This window comes from Janibacter sp. YB324, from assembly GCF_014217915.1.
GTDB classification, from domain to species: domain Bacteria; phylum Actinomycetota; class Actinomycetes; order Actinomycetales; family Dermatophilaceae; genus Janibacter; species Janibacter indicus.
Genome location: NZ_CP060120.1, coordinates 3,024,189 through 3,048,991, shown reverse-complemented (window position 1 = coordinate 3,048,991; position 24,803 = coordinate 3,024,189). Strand labels below are relative to the sequence as shown.

Sequence of the window (24,803 nt, the reverse complement as noted above, 5' to 3'; positions counted from 1 at the left end):
CGCTCAGCAGGAGCCCTTGATGTCCTCCTGCCAAGCGATCCGCCAGGCGTCGGCGTTGGGCCAGCTGCGGTTGAGCACGTGGAAGCTCACCGGTCGTGGCCCCTTGCCCTCCGAGCCCTTGACCTTGGTCCCGGAGGCGTTGACGAGGTGGGTGCCGCTCTCGTCGATGCAGGCCCTGACCTTGACGAAGGGAGGGATGGCCGTGCCCTTGATCGGGGCCGGGTCGAGGTCGATCTTCGTCGCGGTCGGGTCACCCACGAGCTTCGTCTCGCCCTGGCGGGTCTGCTTGTCGACGGTCAGCTCGGCCGCGTCGGCGAGGATGGCCGTCGCCTCGGTGCCCTCGGCGAAGCCGATGGAGGTCTCGGTGGTGTAGTGGTCGGGCTGGGCGAGGATGGTGTTGCGGCCGCTCACCCACTGGTAGACGCGCTGACGCGCGCGGTCGGAGGCGACGTCGTCGGCGTCCACCGACGTCGTCTGGCTCTGGTCGACGAGGTCGGGTGGCAGGTGCTCGTCCTCGCGATCACCGTCACCGCAGCCGGCGAGGACCACCCCGATGGCCAGCACCACGGCCAGGTGCCCTCCGCGACGGGGTCGGGTCACTTGTTGACCACCTGGTTCTCGCCGATACGGATCCACAGCGACTGCTTGAACTCGGTCTGCATGCGGCCTTCGCCGTTGGCATCCCGGTAGTTGATGTTCCAGTAGGTCGTGATGCGCACGAGGTAGTTACCGGGCTTCTTGTACTTGTGACCGCAGTCGGGCGTCTGCTCGGCCTTGCGCCGGGCGAAGGGCTCGCTCTTGCCGCAGGTGATCGACGTCCCGTCGCCCATCTCCCACTTGACGTGGGTCACGCCGGCGTCGACGTAGTAGCCGGTGTCGGGGTCCTCGACGAGCGGCGGGTCCCACTGCGAGTCGAACAGGGCGCGGGGCCACATCCACACGTTGAGGCCGACCGGCGCCATGCGGTACCCGTCGAAGCGGGCGTGCATGGGGACGGGGCTGGGCGCCAGACCGGGGTACATCGCCCGGAAGCGCGTGCCGACGGCCGTCTCGAGGTCCTCCTGGAGGTCCTGGGGGTTGTTGGTCTCCGGCGGCTCCTCCGACCAGAAGGAGTCCCGGGGGATGAGGACATTGCCCTCGTCGTTGAGGCCGGTGCACGTGTAGAGCTTTGCGCCCTCGCGGTAGCCCGGGTGGTCGGGACCCGGCTGGTCGGTCGCCTCGATGACGTAGCACTGCCGAGCGTTGCTCCACGAGCCGGCGACGGCGTCCTCGCAGGGCACGCTCTTGTACTCCGGCGCCCCACGGTGGCAGGCCGGTCGCCCGCCACCCTTGCCGCCGCCGGTGCCGTCGGACTTCTCCCCGCCGAAGACGATCCGGCAGTTGGCCCGCAGGCCGAAGTTGCGGCAGATGTTGGCGTCGCTGTCGGGCGCGGCCGACAGGGAGAGGGCGAGGAAGAGCAGTGTCACGCCGAAGGTGGCGAAGAGGCGCTCCCGGGTCAGGACGCGGGTCAGGGTCGTCATCGCTGTGGCCTCCTCAGACCGCGTGATGGCTGGTCGTGGGGGTCTGCGAGGCGGTGAGCTCGGGGAGGGTGGCGAGCAGCTCGCGCGACGCGGGCTCGAGGACGCCATCGGCCAGCCGGCCGCAGTCGGCCAGGCCGAAGGCCGCGGCATCGCGGGGGACCGGGTCGCCGAGCTCGTGGGTGGCCAGCAGCTGCAGGCGCCACAGGGCCTCGACGCCGGGCTCGACCGTCAGGCCGACCACGGTCGCGTCGTGCGCGGCCGCCCAACGCCCCTCCATGAGCCGGCGGCGGGCCAGCTCGGTCGCCGCAGTGGTGATGGCGAAGATCATCTGCGAACGCAGCGCCTGCGCCCAGACGTAGTGCCGCGGGTGCACCCCGGCGAAGGGGCGTCCGCGAACCAGACCGAGGGCCTGCTCGAGGTGCTCGGTGCCGGCGGTCGAGGGGTCGGCGGGCACGAGTCCCTGCCACAGCGACCAGTCGCTCGCGATCGTGCGGGCCGCGACCAGACCGCCCTGCGGGGTCTCGTCGGGACCCAGCCAGGAGCCGAGCCCGGCGAGCGAGCTGTCGCGCACGCGCGAGTGGTCGTGCACGGCGCGGTTGGGCCACATGGCGTCGTCGATCTCGGTGCCCGTCGCCTCGGGATGCGTGCTGAGGTAGGCCGCGAGCTCGGTGAGGCGCATGCGGTGGGCGGGGGTGACGTCGCCGACGTTGTCGATGTCGACCGGGCCGAGCAGTCGCAGCACCGGCTCGTCGGTGGGCGCGGCGAGCTCGCGGACCCGCTCGGGGAAGGCGATGACCGGGGGCAGCGGGGTGCCCGGGGTCGGCGTGATCTGGTTGGACAGCCACCCCGGGGTGGTCCCCTGGGCGGTGATCTCGAGGCCGGCGGTCCGGCGCACCGTCGCGACGTCCTCACCCGGGGCGAAGGGGGTGTCCCCGGACGGGGTGTTGACCGGGGTGTTCCACCGGACCTGGGTGCGGCTGCCGCTCTCGTCGTCGATCTGGGAGCGGCGCACCGTCGGCGCGTCGTCGAGGAGGTCGTCGCCGGGGTCGACGGTGACCTCGGGCGTGGCGGCCGCGACGGAGGCGAGCGTCGGCTCGCCCTCGGCGGGCGCCCAGACGTCGTCGGAGGGGGCCACGAGGTCGAAGAGGAAGCCGATGCGGGCGGCGTCCTGCGCACTCAGCCGCTCGGGCCGCACCTGCAGGTAGGCGGGGGAGAGGACGGCTGCGTCGGGGTCGTCGCCGATGATCAGGGCGTCGGCGCCATCGGCGATGCTGCTCGCGGAGTGCGCCAGGGCCACGCGGGGCGAGGAGGCGACGGCCTTGTCGAGCCGACGACGGTCGCGCGCGTCGAGGTCGCCGCTCACGACGATCACCTCGCGGGCGGTCGGGTCGATCTGCACCTGCACCGAGAGGGTGTAGGCGGCCATGTCGGGGACGAAGCGCACCCGCGACGAGCCGATGACCTGCTCGAGCTCGGGGTGGCCGCCGACGACCGTGACGGTCGTGGCGTCGGCCCACGGCGAGGTGGCGAGCGAAAGGGTCATGGCCGCGAGGGTGTCGCGGGTGCGGGAGCCGTCGCCGACGACGGCGAAGGTGCGCGCGTCGGCGAGGTTGACCAGGACGTGGGCCTCCTCGTCGTCCTGCCCGACGGCCACGAGCGCGGGGAAGGGGGCCGGCTCGGTGACGAGCACGCCGGGGTCGAGGGTCATCGCCCGGTCGACCGCGAGGGTCCACAGGCGCGGGTCGGCGGTCGAGGTCCACGGGGCGGGCAGGCGCATCGGGTCGGCGAGCTGCACGTCGAGCTGCGAGCGCCCGACGCGCACCGAGCGCAGCCCCGGCAGGGCGCGGCCGGCCTCGCGGGCGGCCACCGCGATGTGCCGCAGCGCGATGTCGACCGTGTCGATCGTGTGGACGTCGGCGACGAGCGCGAGCTCTCGCTCGAGGTCGCTCGCGTCGGTCTCGTCGGGGCGGGTGAGCCGGCCGGCCCGACGGCGGCGAGCGAGGTCGAGGAGCGAGAGCAGACCGGCGGCGGTGAGTCCGGACAAGCCCAGGACGGTGCTGCCCCACTCATCGGCCGGGTCGCCGAGGACGACTGGGTCGGTCGAACCCTCGTCGGTCGAGCCGTCGTCGGTGACTCCGGCCGGTGCAGCCGTGGCCGATGCGCCGACCCCGGCAACACCGGATGCGGCACCGGTCGCCGAGTCCGCCTCGGCACGGTCGGTCGCGTCGGCGTCCGCCCCGCCCGTAGCGTCGGAAGCGGGAGCGCTGGGTGCGCTGGAGCCGCCGGGGACGCTCGACGTGGGCGTCTCGGGGCTTGCTGCGGCAGCGCTCGTGCCGCCCGGAACCTGCAGCTCCCAGCCGGGCTGGATGAGGTCGGGGTCGGTGAGCCGTCCGCCGTCGGGCTGCTGCTCGGCTCCGGTCGCCTCGACGATCTCGGTGTAGCGGCTGCCGTCGCCGAGCTCGTCCTCGGCGATCTCCCAGAGGGTGTCGTCCTGCTCGACCGTGTGGGTGTCGCCGTCGGCGACGGGCGCGGGGGACTCATCGGGCAGCTGGAGCTGCTGGCCGGGCGAGATCCAGTTGGAGGCCGGGATCGTGTCGCGGTTGAGCTCGAGGATCTCGGTGTAGCGGGCGCCGTCGCCGAGCTGGGCCTCGGCGATGGACCACAGGCTCTCGCCCTGGGCGACCTCGTGGGTGATCGTCGCGCGCTCGCTCGTCGGGGCGGCGGAGTCGGTCTGGGCCGTCGCCGCAGCATCGGCGGCGACGGCGGCCGCGGCCCCACCGGCCAGGGCGGTGCTCGCGGTCGTCGCGGTGTCGGAGCCCGGAGCGGGAGCAGCGTGAGCGGTGCCGGCCCAGGTGCCCACGGTCGGGATGGTGATGAAGAGCAGGGCAGCGGTGCCGACGATGTAGCGGGCGATGCCCTGGGGCAGCGAGAGGCCCGGCAGCCGTGGCACGTCGACGCCGAGGAGTCGCGCCCCGATCTCGAGGACGATCGACAGCGCGATGAAGAGCCACGCGAGCCAGGCGGCGTAGCGGAAGATGACGAGCAGCACGGACCCGTCGTCGGGGGAGGTGACCGCCTCCCAGATCTCGGCCGGGGAGGCCCACTGGTCAGGGACCGGGCCCGCGCCGATCTGGAGCAGCAGCCACGGGACGCCGACGACGAGGAGGACGACCCCGACGAGGGCGAGCAGCCCCTTGGCCCTACTGGCAGGCGCCGAAGGCGTTGACATCGGGGTCGTACTCCTCTCCCTTGCCGTCCGTGCGGTACTGGTAGGCGCTGCCCGTGCCCTCGACCTCACGCGGGCCGACGCCGAGGATGCCCAGGAAGATCGGCTCCCAGGTGCGGGTGGCCTCGACCGTGACGGTGTGTCCGCCCTCGGTGACCCGGACGTCGGTGAGCGTGACGTCGGTGGTGTGGGTGGCCACGAACTCCTCGGCCGCGGTCTGCGCCTGGTGCTGCGGGACGGTGATCTCGGCACCCCAGATGGCGCACCCCTTGTTGATCGACTGCCCGGCGTAGCGCGCCGTCTCGGCGGCGACGTCGTTGGCCTGCTGCATCGCGCGCACCTGACCGCCGCCGTCGACGACGAGGCCGACGAGCGGGATCGTCGCGAAGACCGCGGAGACGAAGTAGGTGCTCAGCGAGCCGCGCTCGTCGCGCAGCCGGGCGAGGATGCGGGGGGCCGGTCGGTGCATCAGCGCTCCCGGTAGGCGTCGATGGGGCTGCTGGCCGTCGCCGAGACCTGGTGGCTGCCGCCGACCCCGGGCAGAGCCAGGTCGGCCAGGGCGACGTCGCACGTCACGGTGGCGGCCACGACGAGCCCGGTGACGCCGGGGTCGGTGTCCTTGCCCGAGGTGTCGAGCTGGATGTCCATGGAGTTGCACGTCAGGTCCTGCTCGGCGAGGAAGGCCTCGGCCGCCTCGAGGCCGCGCTCCTCGGCGTCGCTGCCCCGCTCGATCGACGCCGCGCGCGCGGCCTCGCCGGCGGCGGACTGGATCGACTGCTGGGCGATGGCGAGCCGGCCGCCCATGACGAGCATGGCGATGAGCAGGCCGAAGGCGGGGGCGAGGATGACCATCTCGATGCTGGCCGAGCCGCTCTCGCTCCGCAGCCGCCGCCGGTGGCTCACCACGACGGCCTCTCGGTGCGGTCGATGCCGCTGCCCTCGAAGTCCTCCACCCGGGTGAACTCCTCGATCGCGCGGGTCGAGGACTGCGAGACCTGGGGGTCCCACCCGGGGATGATCGACATCGTCGTGCCGGTGACCCGCACGGTGACGGTGCCGTTGCCGCGGTCGCGGGTCACCTCGACGTCGGGGCTCTCGAGCAGGCCGTCACCACCTGCGCGAGCGGCGAAGTCGAGGGCTGCGGTGCGCCCGTGCTCGTCGGTCTGCTCGTAGCCGGCGGCCCCTCGGGCGCCCTCCTGCGCGGAGGCCAGCGCGACGGTGCGGCCTTGGTAGTAGACGGCGCCCTGCACGGCGAGGAAGAGCAGGCTCAGGGCGAGAGGGAGCAGGACGACCATCTCGAGGGACAGCGCACCGCGGTCGGAGCGCCACCGCTCCGGCCTACCGTGCTGTGCCCCCCGAGTGATCAAGGTGCCTTGATCTCCTGGCTCTTGCTGCGAACGAAGGTCGTGATGGCGCCGATGACGATGACCGAGATGGTGATGACCGCGACGGCCCACAGCACCTGCTCGATGGTGACCGAGCCGCGCTCGTCGCGGGCGCGGTTGATGACATCCGTCTGGTCGCCGAAGTAGTCAAGGGCCTGTGCGCCCAAGACCTGGAGGGCGGCGAAGAACTGGATCATGTGGGTCTCTCCCGGGACAATGTGAGGGCTGGCCCGGGAGGCTGCTGTCCCCCCGGACGTGTCACAGGCTATCGGAGGGTGGCCGCGGACCCCAAGAAGAGAACTCCCCGCCACCCGGCGTTCACCCCGTCAACTGAGCGAGGTCAGTAGACGACTCGTTTGGGTTCCACAAACGCACCCTTGTAGGACCTTTTGATGTGTCTCGAACACTGCGTTGTGCCCCAGAGAAGTTTCCCAGCCCGCGACAGCAGGCAGGCACTTCGACGACACCCACACCTTGGTCGAGGTGATCCAGCCACCCGGAGGGATGGCATAGGTGGTCCACGCCTGTGGGGTTGAACGGATGACTCCGCTGGCTGCGTAGCAGTCGAACTTGGTGCTGACGCCCAGAACCGTCAGAAGGGCGGCCGCGCCGACTGAAGCAGCCGCAGTGCGTGCGTGCCGGGGCCGTTGGTTCGTCGTTCGAGTTTTCATTGCTTCCCCTTGCCTGGTCATCCGGTGACCACCTCAGGCCAGAACGTGGGGAATCTGTCGCAACTTGAGATTGAGGATCAGGCGCCGATGATCCGCAGCAGGGAGGGAGTCACGAGGATGGCCATGAAGATCAGCCCGAGTGTGGACATCGGGATCGACATCCGCTCACCCGTGGCGTTGGCCTCGGCGAGGGCGGAGTTGAGCTCGGCGGTGCGCATGCTCTGCGAGCGCGAGCGCAGGGTCTGGTAGACCTGCGCGCCCTCCTCGCCGGACAGGCGCATGATGTCGGCGAGGTCGGCGAGCTCCGGCAGGCCGAGCTCGTCGGAGAGCTTGCGCAGAGCGTCCCAGGGCGGCAGGCCGGACCAGCGGGAGCGGGACAGCTCCTCGGCGAGCCGGCGGAAGACCCAGGAGTCGCCGATGTTGGCCGCGATCTCCATCGCCTGGCGGGGCCCGGAGCCGCTGTTGCGCTCGAGCGCCACGAGGTCGATGTAGGAGGCCAAGGCGCGGCCGAACTCCTTGCGGGCAGCCTTGGCGTCGTCCTTGACGTTGTAGTCCGGCAGGAAGAACAAGCCGACTGCGCCGCCCGCGGAGGCGAGGAGGGTGATGATCCAGGGCAGGCCGAACCCGAAGAAGGAGAGGACGGTGAGCAACATGACCGGGATGAAGGCGCCCAAGATCGCGAAGACGACCTTTTCGCCGTAGAAGCGGTGCACCGGGATGCGCATGAGCGCCAGCTCGCGGTAGGGCGGCGCACCGAGGGAGTCGAGGGGCAGGGTGCGCATGGCCCAGCGGCCGAGCTTGTCGCGGGCGTCGCCCTCGGCTGTACCCGCCTCGACCGCACCCTCGTCGTGCGCGGACAAGGAGCGGTCCGGGGAGAGTCGGTCGAGGGCGGTGGCGAGGTCGACCTGGGCGGGCCGGAAGCGCCAGACGAGCATCGACAGGCCGAGCCCGACGAGGGCGCCGGCGATCATCGCGATCTGCAGGGTGGTGGTCATCGACGCGCCTCCTCGGCGACCTCGTTGCCGATGAAGCGGGGCAGCTTCTTGCCCTTGGCCATCGACTTCATCCAGACGAGTGCCCCGACGTAGGCGGCGAGCAGCACCGTGAGGATGACCTGGCCGATGCCGCTGCGGTAGGGCTCGAACATCGTCGTGAAGAAGAACATGATGACCAGCACCGCGAGGGTGATGATCGTGACCCAGCGGGCGGTGGCCCGGGGCTTGGCCCGGTCGGCCTCGACCATGCGCCGCGAGCGCACGTCCTCGCCGACGGCGACGGCGACGGACTCGAGGACGCTCGCCAGGCCGGCGCCGCGACGCTGTGCGCCGAGCAGGAGGTTGGCGGCGAGCAGGTCGCCCGTGGAGTCGTCGAGGTCGTCGGCGAAGGCGCGCAGGGCGTCGTCGGTGGGCCAGCGCGCCCGCAGGCGGGCCGCCAGGAGGTTGACCTCGGGCTCGATCTCCTTGGGCGCCGAGCGCAGCGTCGCGACGATGGCCTGCTCGAGGCCGACACCGACGGTGAGCACCCCGGCGAGGGAGCGGGTCCACTCCTCCATCGCCTCGAGCCGGTCGATGCTCGCCTCGGCATCGCCGGAGCTGAGCAGCCACGGCAGGCCGATGATCGTCGCCGGGATGAGGACGATGGCGATGACCCAGCCGGTGAAGAGCGCGAAGATCACCCCCGCGACGACCCCGATGATGATGATCTGCCGGGTCCGGCGCGGCAGCTTGTCCCACCAGCCGTCACGGTCGGCGGCGGCGAGCTTGACCTTCGTGGGGCGCGGCGGGACCTTGCGCATGCCCTCGACGAAGGTGATGCCCGCGAGGACGAGCAGGCCGCCCATGAGGGCGCCGGTCAGCCAGGGGCTCACTGCGGTGCCCGGGCGAAGTAGCCGTCGAGGTCGAAGCCCCACCGGGCGAGCGAGCGGTAGTCGTCGGGCAGGATCCCCGGGATCGGCGCCCCGCCCTGCGGGTTGGGCTGGAAGACGTGGGTCGTCGCCGGCCCGTCCTCGCCCGGGTGGATCGCGATGATCTCGCTGACGTAGCGCTCGCGGCGGGCCTCGCCGTCGGCGGTGGGCGCGGTGTCGAGCTGCAGCTGGACGATGACGTCGATGTGCTCGGCGACCGCGCGCTCGGCGTAGGCCTCGGTGACGTGCGAACCGGCCTCCATGGCACAGGTGATGAGCTTGCGGATCGCGCCGACGGCATTGGCCGAGTGGGTCGTGCTGATCGAGCCGGAGCCGGACTGCATCGCCTTGATCATCGCCAGCACCTCGCGACCGCGGACCTCACCGACGATCTGGCGCGAGAGGTTGAAGCGGAAGGAGTCGTAGAGCAGGTCGTCGAGCGGGATCTCGCCGGCCTGACGGCCGTCGGCCCCGACCTCGCCGGAACCGGGACGCGACTCCCAGGCGACGATGCGGCGGTGCTTCTCCGGCAGCTCGTGCAGGTGCAGCTCGTACTCGGTCTCGAAGGTGCCGATGCGCTCCCACGGGTCGAGCTCGGCGCACAGGGCCCGGACCATCGTCGTCTTGCCCGCGCCCTGGGCGCCGGCGACGACGATGCTCTTCTTCGCCTTGACTGCGGCCCGCAGGAAGGAGACGGCGACCGCGTCGAGCATGCCGCGCTCGGACAGCTCCTCGAGGGTGATCTCGCGCAGCCGGTGGCGTCGGATGACCATCGACGGCCGAGGGGTGACCCAGGCCGTCGCGGCGAGCCGGGCGCCGCCGTCGAGGCGCATGTGCAGGCGCGGCTGGGCCTCGGAGAAGGGGCGGGCGTTGACCTCGGAGCGGCTGGCGAGGAAGACGAGGAAGTCGATGAGCTCCTGGTCGTTCTCGGCAACCGGCGGGCCCGGGCGCAGCGTGCCGTCGGTGTACTCGAGGAGCACCTGGTCGCAGCCGGTGATCTCGATGTTCTCGACGTGCTCGTCGTCGACGAGGGGCTGCAGCCGGCCGAGACCGAAGAGCGCGTCGAAGACGGCCTGACCGATGCGGTCCTGCTCGTCCATCGACCAGGCGCGCCGGCCGACGGCGAGGTTGTTGGCGGCGGTCGTCTGGAGCAGCTCGACGATGATCGAGCGGCCGAGCTCGCGCTGCGCCTGCTGGTCGAGGTGCTGGCGGTCCTGGAGGGCCCCGGTGAGCATCTCGGAGGCCTGGGTGCGCAGCTCGGCGACCTGGCTCCAGTCGATCTCGGTGTCGTGGACGGTGTCGGCGCTCAGTCGCTGCGCGGGCACCGTCGAGACGCGCTGCGCGCCCCCGGACGAAGGGGGCGGAGCCGCCGGCTGTCCCGGGGGCGGGGTGGCCGCGGCCTGACCCATGCCCCACGTCGGCGGGGGCGGGGTCTGCGTCGGCACCGCGTGCCGGTCGTGCGGCGAGACGCTGCCGGCGCCGGCAGCCAGGCGCTGGGAGATGTCGTCGCGCGGGCGGGTCTCCTCCGGCGGGTCGGTCTCCTGCGCGAAGAGCGGCAGGGAGGTGGGGTCGAAGGGGGGCTGGCTCATGCCTGACCTGCCTCCTGGACGCGCTGGGTGCCCAGACGCTCTCGGTTGTTGGCGATGAGTCCCTGCGAGGAGCTCACGGTCGCCCGCAGGGCGCGGTTGAGCGGCCCGGAGGCGAAGCCCTTCTTCGGGCGTTGGCCCGAGTGGTAGACCTCGGCGGACTCGGGGTCCCACGGGATCTCGGCGACGACCGGCAGGCCGAGGACCGCGCGGATCTCGCGGGCGGAGTAGGGCCGACCGGGGCCGACGAGCAGGACGCCGAGCTGGTGCGCGGCACCCATGCCGGCGAGCTGCTCGCGCAGCGCGCGGGCCCACCCGCGGGCGCCGGACACGGCCGGCAGGTCGCTGTGCAGCACGAGCAGGGAGAGGTCGGAGCCGCGCACGAGCGGCATCGGGGAGTGCTCCAGGCCGAGGCGGCCGGCGTCGACGACGACGTCGACGCCGCGCTGCTCCATGCCGCGCAGCACACCGGACAGTGGCTCCCAGAGGTTGGTCATCGACGCGGCCTGCTGGTGCGAGCGGATGCCGGGCACGAACTCGACGTTGGAGCCGGGCAGGGTCATCGACACCGTCGCGATGGCCGCGCCGAGGTTGCCCACGCGGTTGGCCACCGCGAGGTCGAGGAGACCCCGGTCGTGGACGGTCTGGCCCTGCAGGTAGCCGGCGAGGACCGCCGAGGACCCGGTCGGGTCGGCGTCGACGAGCATGACGTGTCGCTGCCAGGCGAGGGCCATGCCGAGCGCGGAGACGGTCACCCCGGGGGAGCCCGAGGCGGAGAAGAGCGTGACGACGGCCATCAGCTGGTCGGCGAGGCGCTCGGGGTGGTGTCCGAGGTCGAGTCGGACGGCTCGGCCGCGGTGTCCCCGGAGCCGTTGCCCTTGGACTTCACGACGATCGCGACCTCCTGGCGGGCCGCGGCGGCGGCCAACGGGGAGGCGTCGTCGGTGCGGACCTGCACGTCGACGAGCTTGGTCTGGCCGTCGTCGGACATGTCGACGCTCGAGACGATGCCCTCGTAAGTCGTCGGGCGGCCGGTGATCGCCTCGGCGCTCGCCGGCACGACGACGGCCTCGATCGGCTGACCGACCCGCAGGTCGCCGGTGACGCCCTGACCCGGGGTGAGCGCCAGACCGACGATCGACCAACCGTCGGCCGGGGCGATCTCGGCCGAGACCGACTCTCGGGTCACGAGCGAGCCCTTGGCCATGTCGACGTTGGCGTACATGCCGATGAGGCTGCGCTGCTCGTCCCACGACAGCGGCGAGATGGAGTTGTCGCGGCGCAGCTGGGTGCGCACGAGGTCGGTCTCCTTGATGACGTCGCCGCGCTCGATGTCGGCCCGCACGGCGACGTAGTCGTCGGTGCCGGACAGGGTGCTCAGCAGGAAGGCACCGAGCAGGGCACCGAGCGCGGTGAGCAGGACCGAGACCGCGATGAGCATGGGGCGGCGACGCAACTTGGGCGGCTCGGGGGCGGCGGCCCCCTCGGCGGTGCTGCCGTCGCCGTTGCGGTTGCGGCGGGTGGCATGCTCCGCCGGTGGCGGCTCAGCGGTGGGGGCGGTCATGGGTGCAACTCCCTGTGCGTCGTGCCCGAGGGGTGCGGTCGTACGTGACGGCTCCCCGATGTCCGGGGATCAGGCTAAAGCACGGCGGGCCCCTCCGGCACGCGGCGGCCCACCAGCGGGCACGATGGGAGACATGGCCCGTCTCCTCGTCGTCCACCACAGCCCCACGCGCTCCACGCAGGCGCTGCTCGACGCGGCGCTCGCCGGGGCCCGCCACCCCGACATCGAGGGGGTCGAGGTGCAGGTCGTCCCGGCCCTCGAGGCCACGGCCGATGACGTCCTTGCCGCTGACGGCTATCTCCTGGGCACCCCGGCCAACTTCGGCTACATGTCGGGGGCCCTCAAGCACTTCTTCGACTCGACCTTCCTCCAGGTCGGCGGTGCCCTCGACGACTCCGGCGGCGCCGGCGACGGCTCGGGGGGCGGGTCCACCGCCAAACGGCCCTACGGGCTGTGGGTCCACGGCCGCTATGACGTCACCGGCGCCGTGCGCGCCGTCGGCTCGATCGTCCAGGCCCTCGACTGGCGGCAGGCCGCCGAGGTCCTCGAGGTCGTCGGCGACGTCGACGACGCCGCCCTCGAGTCGGCGACCGAGCTCGGCGGCACGCTCGCAGCCCTCCTCACCTGACCTGCGGCCACCCCTTCGTCCGCGGAGGGGAGAACTCCCCATTCCCCCTTCGCCCGCTTGTCCCTAGCGTCGTCACCACCGGCGGCATCGAGGGAGAGTCATGGCGCAGCAGACGAGGTTCAGAGCACGCACGATCGGGGCACGGACGCTCGACGTCCTCACCCGGGCCGTCCGGGGGGAGCCGCCGGCGGGTCACGCCGAGCAGTGGGCCGAGCTCGTCGACGCCGGCATCGCCTCGCCCCGGCGCGAGCTGCTCCCGCGGTGGCACGAGGTGCTCACCGAGGCGGCCACGGCGCCGGTGCGCTTCGAGGTCGACTCGCGGATGGGCCGGGCGGGGATGCGCAGCCGGATCTCGCTCACCCCGCGGATCGGCCTGTCGATCACCGAGCGCCGCAGGCTCACGGTCACCGACGACGAGATCGCCGTCGAGGCGGTCGAGGACGCCGTCGAGATCGCGTTCTTCGAGCCGCGGATCATCTGGCCGGCCGTGCAGCGGACCCTGCCCCCGAGCCCGGCCGTCCGGGCGGAGGGCGGCGCCGACCCGCGCCTCGAGCGCACCGTCGGCGTCATCCGTGACGTGCCCGAACGCTCGGCCCTGCCCGACGAGGTGCTCGCGCGGCTCGCCGGTACCGACGTCGAGGTGGGCCTGGCGCTGCAGGTCGACAACGGGAGCGAGACCCCCTTCGTCACGGCGCGGCACTGGCTCGAAGGGGACGACGGTCGCCTGCTCGAGGTCCGCCTGCTCGAGGACGAGGTCGAGGTCGTCGAGGTGCCGACCGGGACCATCGCGGCAGAGATCGCCTGGCTGACGGTCGGGGCCTTCGACCTGCGCTCGCGCGCCCGGACGGTGGCGTGATGAGCGTCAGCGAGGGGATGGACGTCGAGCGGGTCCGCTCGATCGCCGCACAGCTCGCTCCAGCGAACGCATCCGGGGCGTCCACGGCGACGGCACCGGCAGCATGCGGGTGCTCGACGGGGTGTGGTCCGGGCCCGACCTCGAGACCTTCAGCCGCGGCTGGGATGCCGGGGCGAGCTCGCTCGAGTCGGCGGCCGCCGCGCTCGCCGACCTGCAGCGCGACCTGCTGCGGCAGGCGCAGGACCAGGACAGCGCCTCCGGCGACGGGTCCGGCGGGGGTGGCTCCGGTGGCGACCCCGTTGACGACCGCGGCCGCGACCCGCGGGAGGTCATCGAGGACTTCTTCGACGACCTCTTCGACGGGGACGGCGACGACGGCGGGGGGTGGAGCCTGCCCAACCCGGTCGACGGCCTCCGAGACGCCTGGGACCGGGGCACCGAGGCGGTCGAGGACGCCTGGGACTGGGCCGGCGACCGGGGGCGGGACCTCGTCGAGTGGGGGCGTGACGGGCTGGACTGGCTCGGTGACCGGGGCCGCGACCTGGTCGACGCGGGGCGCAACTTCTGGGACGAGCAGGTCGTCACCCGGTGGGACGCCGGGATGGCGGCGCTCGCCCGGCTGGGGCCGTCGATCGTCAACTTCGGCGAGCAGTTCACCCAGATCTTCACCGAGGGCCGGTGGCCGCGCTTCCACGAGGTGGCCGCGAGCGCGATCCTGCTCCTGGGCCGCACCGGTGGGCTCTTCGCCAACATCGCCACCGGTGAGGACCACCAGATCTTCGACAGCGGCGACGGCGTGGTGACCTCGACCAACTCCGTCGAGGCCGACCCCGAGGTCGCCGGTCGCATCCCCACCGATCTCAACGCGCTCATGCAGATCCAGAACGACACCTACGACAACACCGAGGGGCGCGAGAGCGACAACCGGCACGTGCGCGTCACCGAGGTGCGCCAGCCCGACGGCAGCTCGGCCTACATCGTCACGGTGCCGGGGACCAACGGCCTCTTCGACTTCCCCGGGTCGGTGACCGGCGGCGACGAGGCCTTCGACAACACCTCCAACCTCGAGCTGCAGGCCGGCCAGCGCAGCGCCTCGATGGAGACCGTCGAGGCGGCGATGGAGGAGGCCGGCATCCCGCCCGGGGCCCCGGTCATGCTCCAGGGGCACAGCCAGGGCGGCATGGTGACGGGCGAGCTCGTCCAGGACCCGGCCTTCATGGAGCGCTACAACGTCACGCACATGATCACCCAGGGCTCGCCCAACGACAGTCGCTCGATCCCGCCCGGCGTGCAGACCCTCGCGCTCGAGCACACCAACGACCCGGTGCCCAAGGTCGACTTCGGCGACAGCCTGGCCGGGCCGCCGATGCCGATCCCGCTGCCGGGGCCGCTGCCGACGGTTGTCGCCCCGATGACGCCGATCCCCAACTTCGACCCGGCGCTCGCCGGCTCCGGCGACCACGTGACGCAGGTGCGGATGGAGCCGGGTCCCGGGGTGTCGATGTTCGGCGGCGGCAACGACAGCGCGCACCACTACCGCAACTACTCCGACTCGGTGGAGCGCGAGATCGCCGCGGGCAACCCCGGCATCATCGACTACGCCGACAGCCCCGGGATCGACGTCTTCCTCACCGGCGACGAGGGTGCGGTGACGATCACCGAGTACGGCACCGGGCGCGAGTGATCTGCGGTTGACTGGGGTCATGCGAGCGGTGATGAGCGTGAGCCTGGGGCTGGTCCTCGTCGGTGTCCTCACCGGCTGCGGCCTCTTCGGTCGGGGTGGGTCGGCGCAGGTGCCGGAGAGCCCGACCTGGCGCGAGGACGCGGTGGCGGCCATCCGTGAGACGCCCGGGGTCACCGCGGCCGAGGTGACGGTCAACGACGTCGACGACGGCGGCGGCTCCACGGGCCCGGTCGTCTATGGCAAGTTCACCGTGAGCGGGGACGCGCAGGCGGTCGTCGACGACGCGCTGCTTCGCCTGAGCGAGGTGCTCGGCCCCGAGTCGAAGGGAGTCGGGCTCAACCTGTCGGTGACCTCGCCGGAGGGGGCCGGGCAGACGCTGGGGGCCTTCGGATACGGGGGAGCGCGGCACGGGGCGGCGCTGTGGGAGCAAACGCACTGACCGACCGAGATCGCTGAGCCGAGGTCGCAGACCCGGGGTCGGTGATCGCGACCACCGGGCTGCTGCTGCAATGGGGCCGTGGCCTACTTCGAACGCATCGACGCATCCACCGTCCGCCCCACCCCCCACACCGGAGGTGCCTGGGCCGAGCACGAGCAGCACATCGCCCCGGCGATCGGTCTGCTCGCCCATGTCGTCGAGGTCGACCGGGATGCCCGGCGGGACGACGGGCTGCCGCTCGCCCGGATCTCCTGCGACATCCTCGGGACGGTGCCGCTCGAGCCGTGCACCCACGAGGTGCGGGTGCTGCGCCCCGGGAGGACGGTCGAGCTCGTCGAGGCGACCCTCAGCCACGGCGGCCGTGCGGTCGTCGTCGCCCGCGCCTGGCTCATCGCCACCGGGGACACGACCGCCCTCGAGCACAGCGACCTGCCCCGGATCCCCGGGCCCGACGAGGTCGAGCCCTGGGACGCCGGGAGCGTCTGGCCCGGTGGCTTCATCGCCTCGACCGAGGTGCGACGTCGGGCCGCGGCCCCCGGGCGCGGTCAGGTGTGGGTGCGCACCGACGTGCCGCTGGTCGACGAACCCCACAGCCGGCTCGCCGCGGCCGTCGGGCTGCTCGACATCGCCAACGGGATGAACGTCCTCGCCTCCCCGCGGGAGGTCCTCTTCCCCAACCTCGACCTCACGGCGCACTTCTTCCGCACCCCGGGCGAGGGGTGGCTCGGCCTCGACACGACCGTCTCCTTCGGCCCTGACGGTCACGGGTTGACCTCGAGCACCGTGCACGACGAGCAGGGGCCGGTCGGCACGCTCGCGCAGGGGCTGACCGTGCGTCCCTGACCCCGGCTCCGTCACGACGCTGCCGGCACCACGACGAGGGGCCCCGCCGAACTGGCGGGGCCCCTCGGTGTCGCTGCCGGGCGATCAGGCGTGGCGCGCGGTGTAGCGGCTGTGGCGCGCGGTGTAGCGGGAGTTGGCGCGACGCAGGGCGACGGCACCGGCGACGACGCACAGGGTCCAGACGCCGAGGGCGATCCAGCCGGCCAGCCACGTGGCGGCCGCACCGACGAGGACCACCGCGGTGAGGACGCAGGCGACGGCGATGAGGTTGCGGCGGATGGCCGCGACCGACTCGGGGCTGGCGTGGCGGTGGCGCAGGTTGTGGCCGACCGGCGTCGCGGCCGGCTCGACCTCGGGGGTCGGCGCAGCAGGGGCGGCCTCGGTGTCGGTCTCGGTGGTGCGGCCCTCGACGGCGGTCACGGTGGCGGCGCCGGGGGCGGCAGCCTCCTCGACGGCGTCGCGGAAGGCCAGGCGCGGGATGGCGGCGGTGTCCACCTCGTCGTCGTTGGTCGCGAGCATGGCCTCGAGGTCCTCCGCCTGGATGGCCCAGGTCGGCAGGTCGGTGGGTGCTGTGCGGTCAGAAGTCGTGCGCGCCGTGCTCATGGGGCCCATGATCCCGCGCCGCTGCAGGGATCTTGCGCAAATTCACCGCACCGGGCGTGTCTCGAGGTCGGCGATGTCCTGCGTCACACGAGTCACACGCGCCTCAGCCGTGGTGACCCGGTCACGCGCGACGACGAGCGCGGCCCGCACCTGCGACTCCTCGAGCCGGGCCGCGGAGAGCTCGCGCTCGGCCTCGCGCAGCTCGTCGCGGGCGGAGTCGAGGGCCTCCTGCCGAGCGCGCTCCTGCGCGTCGACCTCGGGGTCGGCCGCCCCGTCACCGGCGTCGTCGGGCAGCGGCGGCAGCAGCCGAAGGGGGGTCGCCACGGCGTCGTCGAGCTCGACCTCGCCGAAGCCCGCGTAGGTCAGGGCCCGCAGCAGCGTGCCGGAGGCGAGGGCGCGGCCACTCTGCTCGTCGGCGAGCACCGCGACTGCCGTGGCGTCGACCTCGCCCCTGGCGGCAGCACCGAAGGGGGAGCCCGTCGCCTCGGCGCACCGATCGGCCGCGGCGACGAGGGCGTCGATCGCGGCCCGGCGCTCCGGCCTGGCCTGCGCGAGGGTGGCACCGTCCCCCTTCGCCTGGGCGGTGCGCATCCGCTCGCCGAGGGCGGTGAGGTCGGCGACCACCTGCGGCTCGTCGCGGGCGACGCGGTTGAGCAGCCACGCGGTCCGCGTCGGCTTGCGCAGGGCGGTGATCGCGGCGGCGACGTCGGGGTCGTCCCCCTTCGCCTCGCGGGCCAGGCGGGTGCGGGTGGCGACGAAGTCCGCGGGGGCGGCTGCGTAGAGCTCGTCGACGGCGTCCTCGAGTCTCACGGGGCGTGCGCCTCGGCGATGCGGGTGAGGCGCGCGACGTAGCCGGCCCAGCGCTGCTCGCCCCACTCGGGCAGGTTGTTGCCCTCGGAGCGCAGGCCCACCGCGCCGTCGAGCTGCTCGCGGAGGATGTCGGCGTGCCCGGCGTGCCTGGCCTCGTCGAGGGCCATGTGGACGATGATCTGCCCGAGCGTCACGGTGTTGCGGTCCTCGGGCCACCACGCCACCCGGCCCTCGGCCTCGAGGGGCAGCGCCTCGATCGTCGCGTCGGCGTGGTCGAAGCAGGCCCGGCTCCAGGCGAGCACGTCGGCCATCGACTCGTCCTCGGTGGCGAACATGTCCTCGTTGTCCTCAGGGCCCACCCCCTCGACCTCCCACGGCAGCTGCAGCTCGCTGGGGCGAGAGAAGGTCTCCCCGAAGTAGCCCAGCTCGCACGCCGCGGAGTGCTTGACGAGGCCGAGCAGGTTGGTGCCCGTCGGCGTGCGCGGCCGGCGTGCCTCGTACTCGTCGAGCCCCTCGAGCTTGAGCAGCAGCGCCGCCCGCTGCACGCGGAGCATGGCGTGGAGCTGGGTCTTGAGGTCCGCCATGCGACCAGCCTGCCACCGGGGGCGGACGAAGGGGGACGGAGCGGACGACGGGGAGGTCCGGCGCAGCGTCAAGTCGAAGTCGAGAACGACCAGGCGACCACGCGATGACGAAGGACTTCGGCAGCGCGCCGGACCTCTCCGCCGGGAGCGGTGGCAACCCCTTCTCAGCCGACGGGGACGGCCTCAGCCAGCGGGCGGGCGGCCTTCAGCGTGCTCCAAGGTGGCGGGCCTACGGTGCATCGAATGGCACACATCTCGCACCCCGCGCGCTGGCTGACGGGGTTGACCCTGCTCCTTCTCGCCGGCACCGTTGCGGCGGCCGGGCTGCAGAACGTGCGCGCCGACCGCACCGGTGCCCCCGTCTTCGCCTTCCTCTTCTGGAACCTCTTCCTCGCGTGGGTGCCCTATCTCCTCGCCCTCGCCCTCGTGGGGCTCGACCGACTGCGGGCTCCCGGCTGGCTGCTCGCGGGCGTCGGCGTCGTGTGGTTGCTCTTCCTGCCCAATGCGCCGTACATCCTCACCGACTTCATCCACCTCGGGGCGATCCCGGGGGCGCCCCGGTGGTTCGACGCGCTGCTCATCGGCTCCTTCGCCGCGACCGGGCTCGCCCTGGGCCTGACCTCGCTGCTGCTCGTGCACCACCTCGTCGCCGCTCGGGTCGGCAAGGTGACGGGCTGGGTCGTCGCGATCGGGTCGCTCGCGCTGTCGTCCGTCGGGATCTACCTCGGGCGCTTCCCGCGCTTCAACTCCTGGGACGTGGTCACCAACCCGCACGGACTCGTCGAGGTCATCACCTCCCGGCTCGCCGATCCCCTCGGCAACCCCTTCCTCCTCCAGTTCGCCGTGCTGATGACCGGTGGGCTCGTCGCCTCCTACCTCGTGACGTGGGGCCTGAGCCGGGCCCTCGCGGGTGGTCGCCGGACCGGGGTGGCACAGTACGGCGGGTGAGCACCCCCGCCCTCCCCGCGCAGGAGCGGCCCGCCGTACCCGTCGAGATCAAGGTCCTCGTCGCTGCGGCCTTCGTCATCGCCGTCGGCTTCGGCCTGATCACCCCGGTCCTGCCGCAGTTCGCCCAGAGCTTCGACGTCGGCGTGACCGCCGCGTCGGTCATCGTCTCGGCCTTCGCCTTCTTCCGGCTCCTCTTCGCCCCCGCGGGCGGCTCTCTCGTCGCTCGCCTGGGTGAGCGGCCGGTCTACATCGTCGGGCTGGTCATCGTCGCGCTGTCGACGGGAGCCTCGGCCTTCGCCCAGACCTACTGGCAGCTGCTCATCTTCCGCTCGCTCGGCGGCATCGGCTCGACGATGTTCACCGTCTCGGCGATGGCGCTGCTCGTGCGGCTGGCCCCGCCGAGCATTCGCGGGCGGGTCTCGTCGATGTACGGCAGCGCCTTCCTCATCGGTGGCGTCATCGGCCCCGTCATCGGCGGCGCGCTCGGCGAGCTCGGCATGCGCGTGCCCTTCGTCGTCTACGGCGTCGCGCTCCTCATCGCCGCGGCCCTCGTCGCGATCATGCTGCGGGGGACCCCCCTTCGCGCCGATCCGCTCCAGGGGGCGCTGCCACCGATGACCGTCCGCGAGGCCCTCGGGGACAGCGCCTACCGGGCGGCGATGGTCTCGGCCTTCGCCAACGGCTGGACCAACTTCGGTGTGCGCGTGGCGATCCTGCCGCTCTTCGCCGTCGCGGTCGTCGGCGAGACGTGGGCCGCGGCCGTCGCGCTCGCCGTCGGGGCCGCGGCCACCGCGCTGACGCTGCAGTTCTCCGGTCGGGTCGCCGACACCCTCGGCCGACGGCGCCCGATCCTCGTCGGCCTCGGCCTCAGCGCCGTCGGCATGGGGGCGATGGGGCTGTCCGGTGACCTCGTGCCGATCCTCGTCCTGACGACCGTGCTCGCCGTCGGGGCCGGCCTGCTCAACCCCGCCCAGCAGGCGACCGTCGCCGACGTCGTCGGCAACGGCCGGTCCGGGGGCAAGGTGCTCGCGGCCTTCCAGATGTGCCAGGACGCGGGCGGCATCGGTGGTCCGGTCGTCATCGGGGCGGTCGCCGACCTCTGGGGTTGGCAGTGGGCCTTCGCCCTGAGCGGGCTGGTGTCGGCGCTGGCGATCCTGCCGTGGCTGCGGGCCCGCGAGACCCTCGTCGTCCACGCGGGATGATCCGCGGGCGCCCCGACGTTGCGGCCAGCATGCAGATCGACATCTGGTCCGACATCGCCTGCCCCTGGTGCTACATCGGCAAGCGGCGCCTCGAGACTGCCCTCGCCGACCACCCGCACCGCGACGAGATCACCGTCGCCTGGCACAGCTACCAGCTCGACCCGTCGCTGCCGGAGCACTACGAGGGCACCGAGGCCGACTACCTCGCCTCGCGCAAGGGGATGCCGGTCGAGCAGGTGCGCGAGATGTTCGGTCACGTCGCCGAGCAGGCCGCAGGCGAGGGCCTGGCCTACGACTTCGACCGCCTCGTCGTCGCCAACTCCGCCCGCGCCCACGAGCTGCTCCACCTGGCCAAGGAGCGTGGTCTGGGTGACGAGGTCAAGGAGGCACTGCTCTCCGGTCACTTCGAGCACGGCCTCGACATCGGTGACGTCGACGCGCTCGCACGGGTCGGTGCCGACGCCGGTCTGGACGAAGGGGAGGTCCGCGCGGCCCTCGCGGACGGCCGCTACAAGGCCGCCGTCGCCTCCGACATCGACATGGCTCGCCAGATCGGGGTGACGGGCGTCCCCTTCGTCGTCGTCGACATGAAGTACGCCGTCTCCGGCGCCCAGCCGCCAGAGCTCTTCCGGGAGGTCGTCGACAAGGCGCTCGCCGAGCGGACCCCGGCCGTGCAGGTCGTGCAGTCCGGCGACGTCTGCGGGCCCGACGGCTGCTGAGCGCCGCGACCGGGGCGTAACGTCGGGGGCATGACTCCTGCACAACTGCTCATCGACTGCTTCCGCCGGGTGCGCGAGAGCGCGCTGGCCGCCATCGACGGCCTCACTGAGGAACAGCTGACGCACCGCGTCGCGCCCGACGCCAACCCGATCGCGTGGCTGGTCTGGCACGCCTATCGCGTCCAGGACGACCACGTGGCCGACGTCGCCGGTCTTCAGCAGGTCTGGGCCGCCCGAGGTTTCATCGAGTTCTTCGACCTCGACCTGGACGAGGACGACACCGGCTACGGGCACACGAGTGCGCAGGTGGGCAAGGTCGTGGCGAGTGCCGAGCTGCTCGCCCGCTACGTCGAGGCCGTGCACGACCAGACGGTGACGTGGGTCGCCGGGCTGGACGAGGACCACCTCGACCGCGTCGTCGACACCTCGTGGGACCCGCCGGTCACGCTCGGGGCGCGGCTGGTGAGCGTCGTCAACGACGACACCCAGCACGTCGGGCAGGCGGCGTACCTCCGGGGGCTGCTCACCGCATGAGGTCGAGCTTCGTCGTGTCCGCCGAGACCGGGCACTCGCCCGCCGAGACGTGGGCGCGGCTGTGGGACCTCGATCGGCACACGGTTGTCATCCCGCTGACGACGGTGACGCCCCACCCGCCGGCGACCCGGCTGGGGGCGGGGGCCGGCTTCACCGGCAGGACCGCGCTGGGGCCGCTCGGCTTCGACGACGTCATGCGGGTCGAGACGTGGGCCCCGCCGGAGTCCGCGACCGTGGTCAAGGTCGGCCGGGTCGTCGGCGGGCGGATCGAGGTGACGGTGGCCCCCCTTCGTCACGGCTCGCGCGTCGTCTGGCGCCAGACGGTGAAGCTGCCGTGGCTGCCGGCGCGACTGCGGTGGGTCGAGGCGCTCGCCGCCCGGGTCATGGCGCCCGGCTATCGGCGGGTGATCCGGACCCTGCTGGCGTGAGCCCGCCCGGCTCGTGGCCGCGGGGATCGAGCTCGCTGAGGACCTCACGGATCGTCCGTGGGGGCTGACCGACGTCCGGGTGCACGACCCTGACGAGTACTACTTGGATCACCGACCGTCGCTGACGCCGAGGCTCAGGTCCGGCGCTTCGTGCGGGCCGTCGCCGGGGCGGTCCACGGGTCCTCCGGCCACGGGTGCTTGGGGTAGCGGCCGCGCATCTCAGCGCGCACCTGGGCATAGGGCCCGGACCAGAAGGACGCGAGGTCGTCGGTCACGGCGAGCGGGCGACGGGCGGGGGAGAGCAGGTGGAAGAGCACCGGCACGCGGCCGTCGAGGAGCCGCGGCGTCTCGGCGAGGCCGAAGCACTCCTGCAGCTTGACCGCGAGCACCGGTGTGGCAGAAGGCTCGTCGTGCGGCGGCCAGGTGATCGCGGCCGTCGACCCGCTCGGGACCGGCAGGCGCTCGGGGGCGAGCTCGTCGAGTCGCGTGGCCTCGGGCCAGGGGAGCAGGCGACGCAGCGGGTCCGTCAGGTCGAGGCGGGCGAAGGGGGTGCCCGTCGCCACGCGCTGCAGCTCGGGGCCGAGCCACTCGTCGAGCCGAGCGGCCAGCGCCGGGTCGGACACGTCGGGCCACGGGTCGCCGAGGTGGTGGTGGAGCACGGCGAGGCGTCGACGCAGGGTGTCGGCCGCGGGCGACCAGGTGAGCAGGTCGAGGCCGCGGACGGCGAGCGCGCGCCGTACCGCGTCGGCCCCGGTCGCGGGGGCGGCCCGGACCGGGGTCGAGCTGAGCTCGATGGCGCCGAGGGCGTCGACCTCGCGGGCAGTGACCCTTCCTTCGCCCAGGTCGGCGCGGACCTCGCGGACCCGCAGCCCGGCGCCGGCGGTCTCCGCCTCGTCCCGGGTCAGGGCCGCGGCAAGCCGGATCACGGCACCGGTGCCGGCCGCGACGCGGCCGTCGGCGCGGGCGACGTCGGCGACGACGAGCCACTCGTGGTGGCGCATCGGGCTGCCGGTGGGCAGGGCCGCGCGGGTGCCGGACGCGAGGAGATAGGTGGGGCCGTCGCCGACGCGCCGGGCGATCCGGCCGGGGTGGGCGAGTGCGGTCACCAGGCCGGCGCCACCGGGGCGCTCGTCCCCGCCGGCGGGGACGAGACGGGCGAGGCGGTCGGCCTCGCGGCGCCACCGGCCGGCGTCGCGGGAGCGCCCGGAGCGCAGGTCGGCGAGCAGCCGGTCGAGGTCGCCGTCGTCGCTGCGCAGGTCGTCGGCGAGGGCCGCGACGGCCTCGGCCGCTGCCGTGGTCCCCACGAGGCCGGCGCCGTCGAGCAGGGCGCGGGCGAGCCTGGGGTCGGCGGGGACGCGGACCGCGGCCAGACCCTCGTCGGTGACCCGGCCCTCCGCATCGACGAGCCCGAGGCCGTGCAGCGTGGCCTCGGCCGCACCGATGGCGGGCGACGGGGGCGGTGTCAGCAGCGGCAGACCCTCACCACGCGGCGACCCCCAGGCGGCCAGGGTCAGGGCGGTCTCGGTGAGGTCGGCCGTGGTGATCTGCGGGGTGACGTGCTCCGGTGCGCGGGACCAGACGGACTCCTCGACGAGCCGCACGGCGCGGCCGGGTCCCAGACGCGCGGCCCGACCGGAGCGTTGGGTCATCGAGGCGCGTGATGCCTGCACGGTGACGAGGCCGGACATGTCACGGGCGGCGTCACGGCGCGGTTCGCGGGAGAGGGCGGCGTCGACGACCAGCCGCACGCCGGGAACGGTGAGCGAGGACTCGGCCAGGTCGGTGGAGACGACGATGCGGCCACCGCTCGTGGTGGGCTCGCCGCCGATCGCGCGGTCCTGCTCGCGCGAGGCGAGGCGGCCGTGGAGCGGGAGGACCTCGGCGCCGGGGTCGAGACGGCCGAGCAGCTCGACGACCCGGTCGACCTCCCGGGCTCCGGGGACGAAGACGAGGGTGTGGTGGTCGGGCCCGTGGTGCCGTGCGGTCACCCGCGCGACGTGCTCGAGGAAGCCCCGGGTGACACCCCGCGCGTCGGTCCGCGGGCCCGGGCTCGGCTCCCAGAGGACCTCGAGCGGGTGCAGCGCGCCCTCGCTGTCGACGAGTGGGGCCGGACCGTCGTCGTCGCCGAGCAGCGCGGCGATGCCCCGGGCGTCGAGGGTGGCCGACATCGCGACGAGCTGCAACTCCCGGAGCTGGCGCACCTCGGCGAGCATCCCGAGCAGCAGGTCGGTGTCGAGGGCTCGCTCGTGGACCTCGTCGAGGACGACGGCTGCGGTGCCGGTCAGCTCGGGGTCGGCGAGGAGGCGGCGCACGAGCACCCCCGGAGTCACGAACTCCACCCGCGTGCGCGGCCCGACGCGGCGCTCGCCGCGGACGGTGTGGCCGACGAGGTCACCGACCTGCGTGCCGGTCAGGTGGGCCAGCCGTCGCGCCGCCGCACGCACCGTGACCCGCCGGGGGCCGGTGACGACGACCCTTCCGTCGACGCAGTCGGCGACGAGCGGGGGCGCCAGTGTCGTCTTGCCGGACCCCGGCGGGGCCTGGACGACCGCGACACCCCGGGTCGAGACCGCCGCCCGCAGGTCGTCGAGCGTCTCGGCGAAGGGGAGTCCCTCACCGATCGCGCGCAGGTCGAGGTCGGTCATGGCGTCGAGCCTCGCACGAGCAGCG

The 24,803-nt window shown here is 73.1% G+C and carries 26 protein-coding genes; 10 read left to right on the top strand and 16 right to left on the bottom strand.

The genetic code is table 11. The features are described 5' to 3' along the window. Positions 1-3: 3 nt before the first annotated feature. The 12 genes from H7A72_RS15000 to H7A72_RS14945 all read right to left on the bottom strand — a co-directional run bounded on the left by H7A72_RS15000 (position 4) and on the right by H7A72_RS14945 (position 11,855). The gene (locus tag H7A72_RS15000) at positions 4-600 is read right to left on the bottom strand and encodes a hypothetical protein (RefSeq protein ID WP_185221031.1); all 597 of its coding nucleotides are present in this window, start codon (positions 598-600) and stop codon (positions 4-6) included. Beyond that, entirely contained in the window at positions 597-1,520 is a 924-nt protein-coding gene (locus tag H7A72_RS14995) for a PKD domain-containing protein (RefSeq protein WP_084449732.1), read from the bottom strand. Before H7A72_RS14995 ends, H7A72_RS15000 begins: the two co-directional genes overlap by 4 nt. Positions 1,521-1,533: 13 nt before the next feature. Then, complete coding sequence (locus H7A72_RS14990) at positions 1,534-4,749, bottom strand: LysM peptidoglycan-binding domain-containing protein (RefSeq protein ID WP_185221030.1); 3,216 nt, start codon at positions 4,747-4,749, stop codon at positions 1,534-1,536. Beyond that, positions 4,721-5,215, bottom strand: coding sequence for a hypothetical protein (locus H7A72_RS14985; protein WP_084449734.1), 495 nt, complete (start codon positions 5,213-5,215; stop codon positions 4,721-4,723). The genes H7A72_RS14990 and H7A72_RS14985 overlap by 29 nt, the downstream gene beginning before the upstream one ends. Continuing rightward, positions 5,215-5,649 carry a TadE/TadG family type IV pilus assembly protein gene (locus tag H7A72_RS14980; protein WP_223277671.1) on the bottom strand — a complete coding sequence of 145 codons (435 nt, stop codon included), beginning with the start codon at positions 5,647-5,649 and terminating at the stop codon, positions 5,215-5,217. Before H7A72_RS14980 ends, H7A72_RS14985 begins: the two co-directional genes overlap by 1 nt. Then, a complete protein-coding gene (locus tag H7A72_RS14975; RefSeq protein ID WP_185221029.1) occupies positions 5,646-6,113 on the bottom strand; it encodes a TadE/TadG family type IV pilus assembly protein in 468 nt (155 codons plus the stop codon). The genes H7A72_RS14980 and H7A72_RS14975 overlap by 4 nt, the downstream gene beginning before the upstream one ends. Then, the gene (locus H7A72_RS14970) at positions 6,110-6,328 is read right to left on the bottom strand and encodes a hypothetical protein (protein WP_072625778.1); all 219 of its coding nucleotides are present in this window, start codon (positions 6,326-6,328) and stop codon (positions 6,110-6,112) included. The genes H7A72_RS14975 and H7A72_RS14970 overlap by 4 nt, the downstream gene beginning before the upstream one ends. Positions 6,329-6,879: 551 nt before the next feature. Beyond that, positions 6,880-7,797, bottom strand: coding sequence for a type II secretion system F family protein (locus H7A72_RS14965; RefSeq protein WP_084449736.1), 918 nt, complete (start codon positions 7,795-7,797; stop codon positions 6,880-6,882). Further along, on the bottom strand, positions 7,794-8,669 hold the full coding sequence (locus tag H7A72_RS14960; protein WP_223277670.1) for a type II secretion system F family protein: 876 nt from the start codon (positions 8,667-8,669) through the stop codon (positions 7,794-7,796). Before H7A72_RS14960 ends, H7A72_RS14965 begins: the two co-directional genes overlap by 4 nt. Continuing rightward, a complete protein-coding gene (locus tag H7A72_RS14955; protein ID WP_185221028.1) occupies positions 8,666-10,294 on the bottom strand; it encodes a CpaF family protein in 1,629 nt (542 codons plus the stop codon). Before H7A72_RS14955 ends, H7A72_RS14960 begins: the two co-directional genes overlap by 4 nt. After that, positions 10,291-11,088, bottom strand: a complete 798-nt coding sequence (locus H7A72_RS14950) for a hypothetical protein (RefSeq protein WP_084449738.1) — start codon at positions 11,086-11,088, stop codon at positions 10,291-10,293. The genes H7A72_RS14955 and H7A72_RS14950 overlap by 4 nt, the downstream gene beginning before the upstream one ends. Continuing rightward, positions 11,088-11,855: an SAF domain-containing protein gene (locus tag H7A72_RS14945; protein ID WP_185221027.1), complete on the bottom strand. Its 768-nt coding sequence runs from the start codon at positions 11,853-11,855 to the stop codon at positions 11,088-11,090. The genes H7A72_RS14950 and H7A72_RS14945 overlap by 1 nt, the downstream gene beginning before the upstream one ends. A 133-nt stretch (positions 11,856-11,988) precedes the next feature. Between H7A72_RS14945 and H7A72_RS14940 the strand changes: the two genes are divergently transcribed. The 5 genes from H7A72_RS14940 (at position 11,989) to H7A72_RS14920 (ending at position 16,305) form a co-directional block, all read left to right on the top strand. Then, complete coding sequence (locus H7A72_RS14940) at positions 11,989-12,483, top strand: flavodoxin family protein (RefSeq protein ID WP_072625771.1); 495 nt, start codon at positions 11,989-11,991, stop codon at positions 12,481-12,483. A gap of 100 nt (positions 12,484-12,583) precedes the next feature. Next, positions 12,584-13,339 carry a hypothetical protein gene (locus tag H7A72_RS14935; protein WP_185221026.1) on the top strand — a complete coding sequence of 252 codons (756 nt, stop codon included), beginning with the start codon at positions 12,584-12,586 and terminating at the stop codon, positions 13,337-13,339. A gap of 103 nt (positions 13,340-13,442) precedes the next feature. Continuing rightward, positions 13,443-15,023, top strand: a complete 1,581-nt coding sequence (locus tag H7A72_RS14930) for a hypothetical protein (protein WP_185221025.1) — start codon at positions 13,443-13,445, stop codon at positions 15,021-15,023. Between the two features lie 31 nt (positions 15,024-15,054). Beyond that, the gene (locus tag H7A72_RS14925; protein ID WP_143445403.1) at positions 15,055-15,462 is read left to right on the top strand and encodes a hypothetical protein; all 408 of its coding nucleotides are present in this window, start codon (positions 15,055-15,057) and stop codon (positions 15,460-15,462) included. A gap of 78 nt (positions 15,463-15,540) precedes the next feature. Beyond that, positions 15,541-16,305 (top strand): thioesterase family protein, encoded by a 765-nt coding sequence (locus H7A72_RS14920; protein WP_185221024.1) that lies wholly within the window; start codon positions 15,541-15,543, stop codon positions 16,303-16,305. Positions 16,306-16,389: 84 nt separating this feature from the next. On the opposite strand, the gene H7A72_RS14915 is transcribed toward H7A72_RS14920, so the two are convergent. From H7A72_RS14915 to H7A72_RS14905, 3 genes are read right to left on the bottom strand one after another with little or no spacing between them, the layout of a single operon-like run. Beyond that, positions 16,390-16,908, bottom strand: coding sequence for a hypothetical protein (locus tag H7A72_RS14915; protein WP_185221023.1), 519 nt, complete (start codon positions 16,906-16,908; stop codon positions 16,390-16,392). A 42-nt stretch (positions 16,909-16,950) separates the two neighbouring features. After that, the gene (locus tag H7A72_RS14910; RefSeq protein ID WP_185221022.1) at positions 16,951-17,718 is read right to left on the bottom strand and encodes a hypothetical protein; all 768 of its coding nucleotides are present in this window, start codon (positions 17,716-17,718) and stop codon (positions 16,951-16,953) included. After that, the gene (locus H7A72_RS14905; protein WP_185221021.1) at positions 17,715-18,302 is read right to left on the bottom strand and encodes a DinB family protein; all 588 of its coding nucleotides are present in this window, start codon (positions 18,300-18,302) and stop codon (positions 17,715-17,717) included. The genes H7A72_RS14910 and H7A72_RS14905 overlap by 4 nt, the downstream gene beginning before the upstream one ends. A 243-nt stretch (positions 18,303-18,545) precedes the next feature. Here H7A72_RS14905 and H7A72_RS14900 point away from each other — a divergent pair, with 243 nt between their 5' ends. From H7A72_RS14900 to H7A72_RS14880, 5 genes are read left to right on the top strand one after another with little or no spacing between them, the layout of a single operon-like run. After that, a complete protein-coding gene (locus H7A72_RS14900; protein ID WP_185221020.1) occupies positions 18,546-19,250 on the top strand; it encodes a DUF1361 domain-containing protein in 705 nt (234 codons plus the stop codon). Beyond that, positions 19,247-20,452, top strand: a complete 1,206-nt coding sequence (locus tag H7A72_RS14895) for an MFS transporter (RefSeq protein ID WP_084449748.1) — start codon at positions 19,247-19,249, stop codon at positions 20,450-20,452. Before H7A72_RS14900 ends, H7A72_RS14895 begins: the two co-directional genes overlap by 4 nt. A gap of 29 nt (positions 20,453-20,481) precedes the next feature. Beyond that, positions 20,482-21,171 carry a DsbA family oxidoreductase gene (locus tag H7A72_RS14890; protein WP_255494248.1) on the top strand — a complete coding sequence of 230 codons (690 nt, stop codon included), beginning with the start codon at positions 20,482-20,484 and terminating at the stop codon, positions 21,169-21,171. A gap of 30 nt (positions 21,172-21,201) precedes the next feature. Then, complete coding sequence (locus H7A72_RS14885) at positions 21,202-21,705, top strand: DUF664 domain-containing protein (RefSeq protein ID WP_185221018.1); 504 nt, start codon at positions 21,202-21,204, stop codon at positions 21,703-21,705. Beyond that, on the top strand, positions 21,702-22,133 hold the full coding sequence (locus H7A72_RS14880) for a hypothetical protein (protein ID WP_185221017.1): 432 nt from the start codon (positions 21,702-21,704) through the stop codon (positions 22,131-22,133). The genes H7A72_RS14885 and H7A72_RS14880 overlap by 4 nt, the downstream gene beginning before the upstream one ends. Positions 22,134-22,267: 134 nt before the next feature. On the opposite strand, the gene hrpB is transcribed toward H7A72_RS14880, so the two are convergent. After that, entirely contained in the window at positions 22,268-24,778 is a 2,511-nt protein-coding gene (gene hrpB, locus H7A72_RS14875) for an ATP-dependent helicase HrpB (RefSeq protein WP_185221016.1), read from the bottom strand. Positions 24,779-24,803: the final 25 nt, after the last annotated feature.

What these genes read in the sequence shown, in the direction of transcription:
- H7A72_RS14995 (WP_084449732.1), bottom strand. Translation starts at nt 1,520, where the DNA reads ATGACGACCCTGACCCGCGTCCTGACCCGGGAGCGCCTCTTCGCCACC.
- H7A72_RS14990 (WP_185221030.1), bottom strand. Translation starts at nt 4,749, where the DNA reads ATGTCAACGCCTTCGGCGCCTGCCAGTAGGGCCAAGGGGCTGCTCGCC.
- H7A72_RS14985 (WP_084449734.1), bottom strand. Translation starts at nt 5,215, where the DNA reads ATGCACCGACCGGCCCCCCGCATCCTCGCCCGGCTGCGCGACGAGCGC.
- H7A72_RS14970 (WP_072625778.1), bottom strand. Translation starts at nt 6,328, where the DNA reads ATGATCCAGTTCTTCGCCGCCCTCCAGGTCTTGGGCGCACAGGCCCTT.
- H7A72_RS14965 (WP_084449736.1), bottom strand. Translation starts at nt 7,797, where the DNA reads ATGACCACCACCCTGCAGATCGCGATGATCGCCGGCGCCCTCGTCGGG.
- H7A72_RS14955 (WP_185221028.1), bottom strand. Translation starts at nt 10,294, where the DNA reads ATGAGCCAGCCCCCCTTCGACCCCACCTCCCTGCCGCTCTTCGCGCAG.
- H7A72_RS14950 (WP_084449738.1), bottom strand. Translation starts at nt 11,088, where the DNA reads ATGGCCGTCGTCACGCTCTTCTCCGCCTCGGGCTCCCCCGGGGTGACC.
- H7A72_RS14945 (WP_185221027.1), bottom strand. Translation starts at nt 11,855, where the DNA reads ATGACCGCCCCCACCGCTGAGCCGCCACCGGCGGAGCATGCCACCCGC.
- H7A72_RS14940 (WP_072625771.1), top strand. Translation starts at nt 11,989, where the DNA reads ATGGCCCGTCTCCTCGTCGTCCACCACAGCCCCACGCGCTCCACGCAG.
- H7A72_RS14935 (WP_185221026.1), top strand. Translation starts at nt 12,584, where the DNA reads ATGGCGCAGCAGACGAGGTTCAGAGCACGCACGATCGGGGCACGGACG.
- H7A72_RS14930 (WP_185221025.1), top strand. Translation starts at nt 13,443, where the DNA reads ATGCGGGTGCTCGACGGGGTGTGGTCCGGGCCCGACCTCGAGACCTTC.
- H7A72_RS14925 (WP_143445403.1), top strand. Translation starts at nt 15,055, where the DNA reads ATGAGCGTGAGCCTGGGGCTGGTCCTCGTCGGTGTCCTCACCGGCTGC.
- H7A72_RS14915 (WP_185221023.1), bottom strand. Translation starts at nt 16,908, where the DNA reads ATGAGCACGGCGCGCACGACTTCTGACCGCACAGCACCCACCGACCTG.
- H7A72_RS14905 (WP_185221021.1), bottom strand. Translation starts at nt 18,302, where the DNA reads ATGGCGGACCTCAAGACCCAGCTCCACGCCATGCTCCGCGTGCAGCGG.
- H7A72_RS14900 (WP_185221020.1), top strand. Translation starts at nt 18,546, where the DNA reads ATGGCACACATCTCGCACCCCGCGCGCTGGCTGACGGGGTTGACCCTG.
- H7A72_RS14890 (WP_255494248.1), top strand. Translation starts at nt 20,482, where the DNA reads ATGCAGATCGACATCTGGTCCGACATCGCCTGCCCCTGGTGCTACATC.
- H7A72_RS14885 (WP_185221018.1), top strand. Translation starts at nt 21,202, where the DNA reads ATGACTCCTGCACAACTGCTCATCGACTGCTTCCGCCGGGTGCGCGAG.
- H7A72_RS14880 (WP_185221017.1), top strand. Translation starts at nt 21,702, where the DNA reads ATGAGGTCGAGCTTCGTCGTGTCCGCCGAGACCGGGCACTCGCCCGCC.
- hrpB (WP_185221016.1), bottom strand. Translation starts at nt 24,778, where the DNA reads ATGACCGACCTCGACCTGCGCGCGATCGGTGAGGGACTCCCCTTCGCC.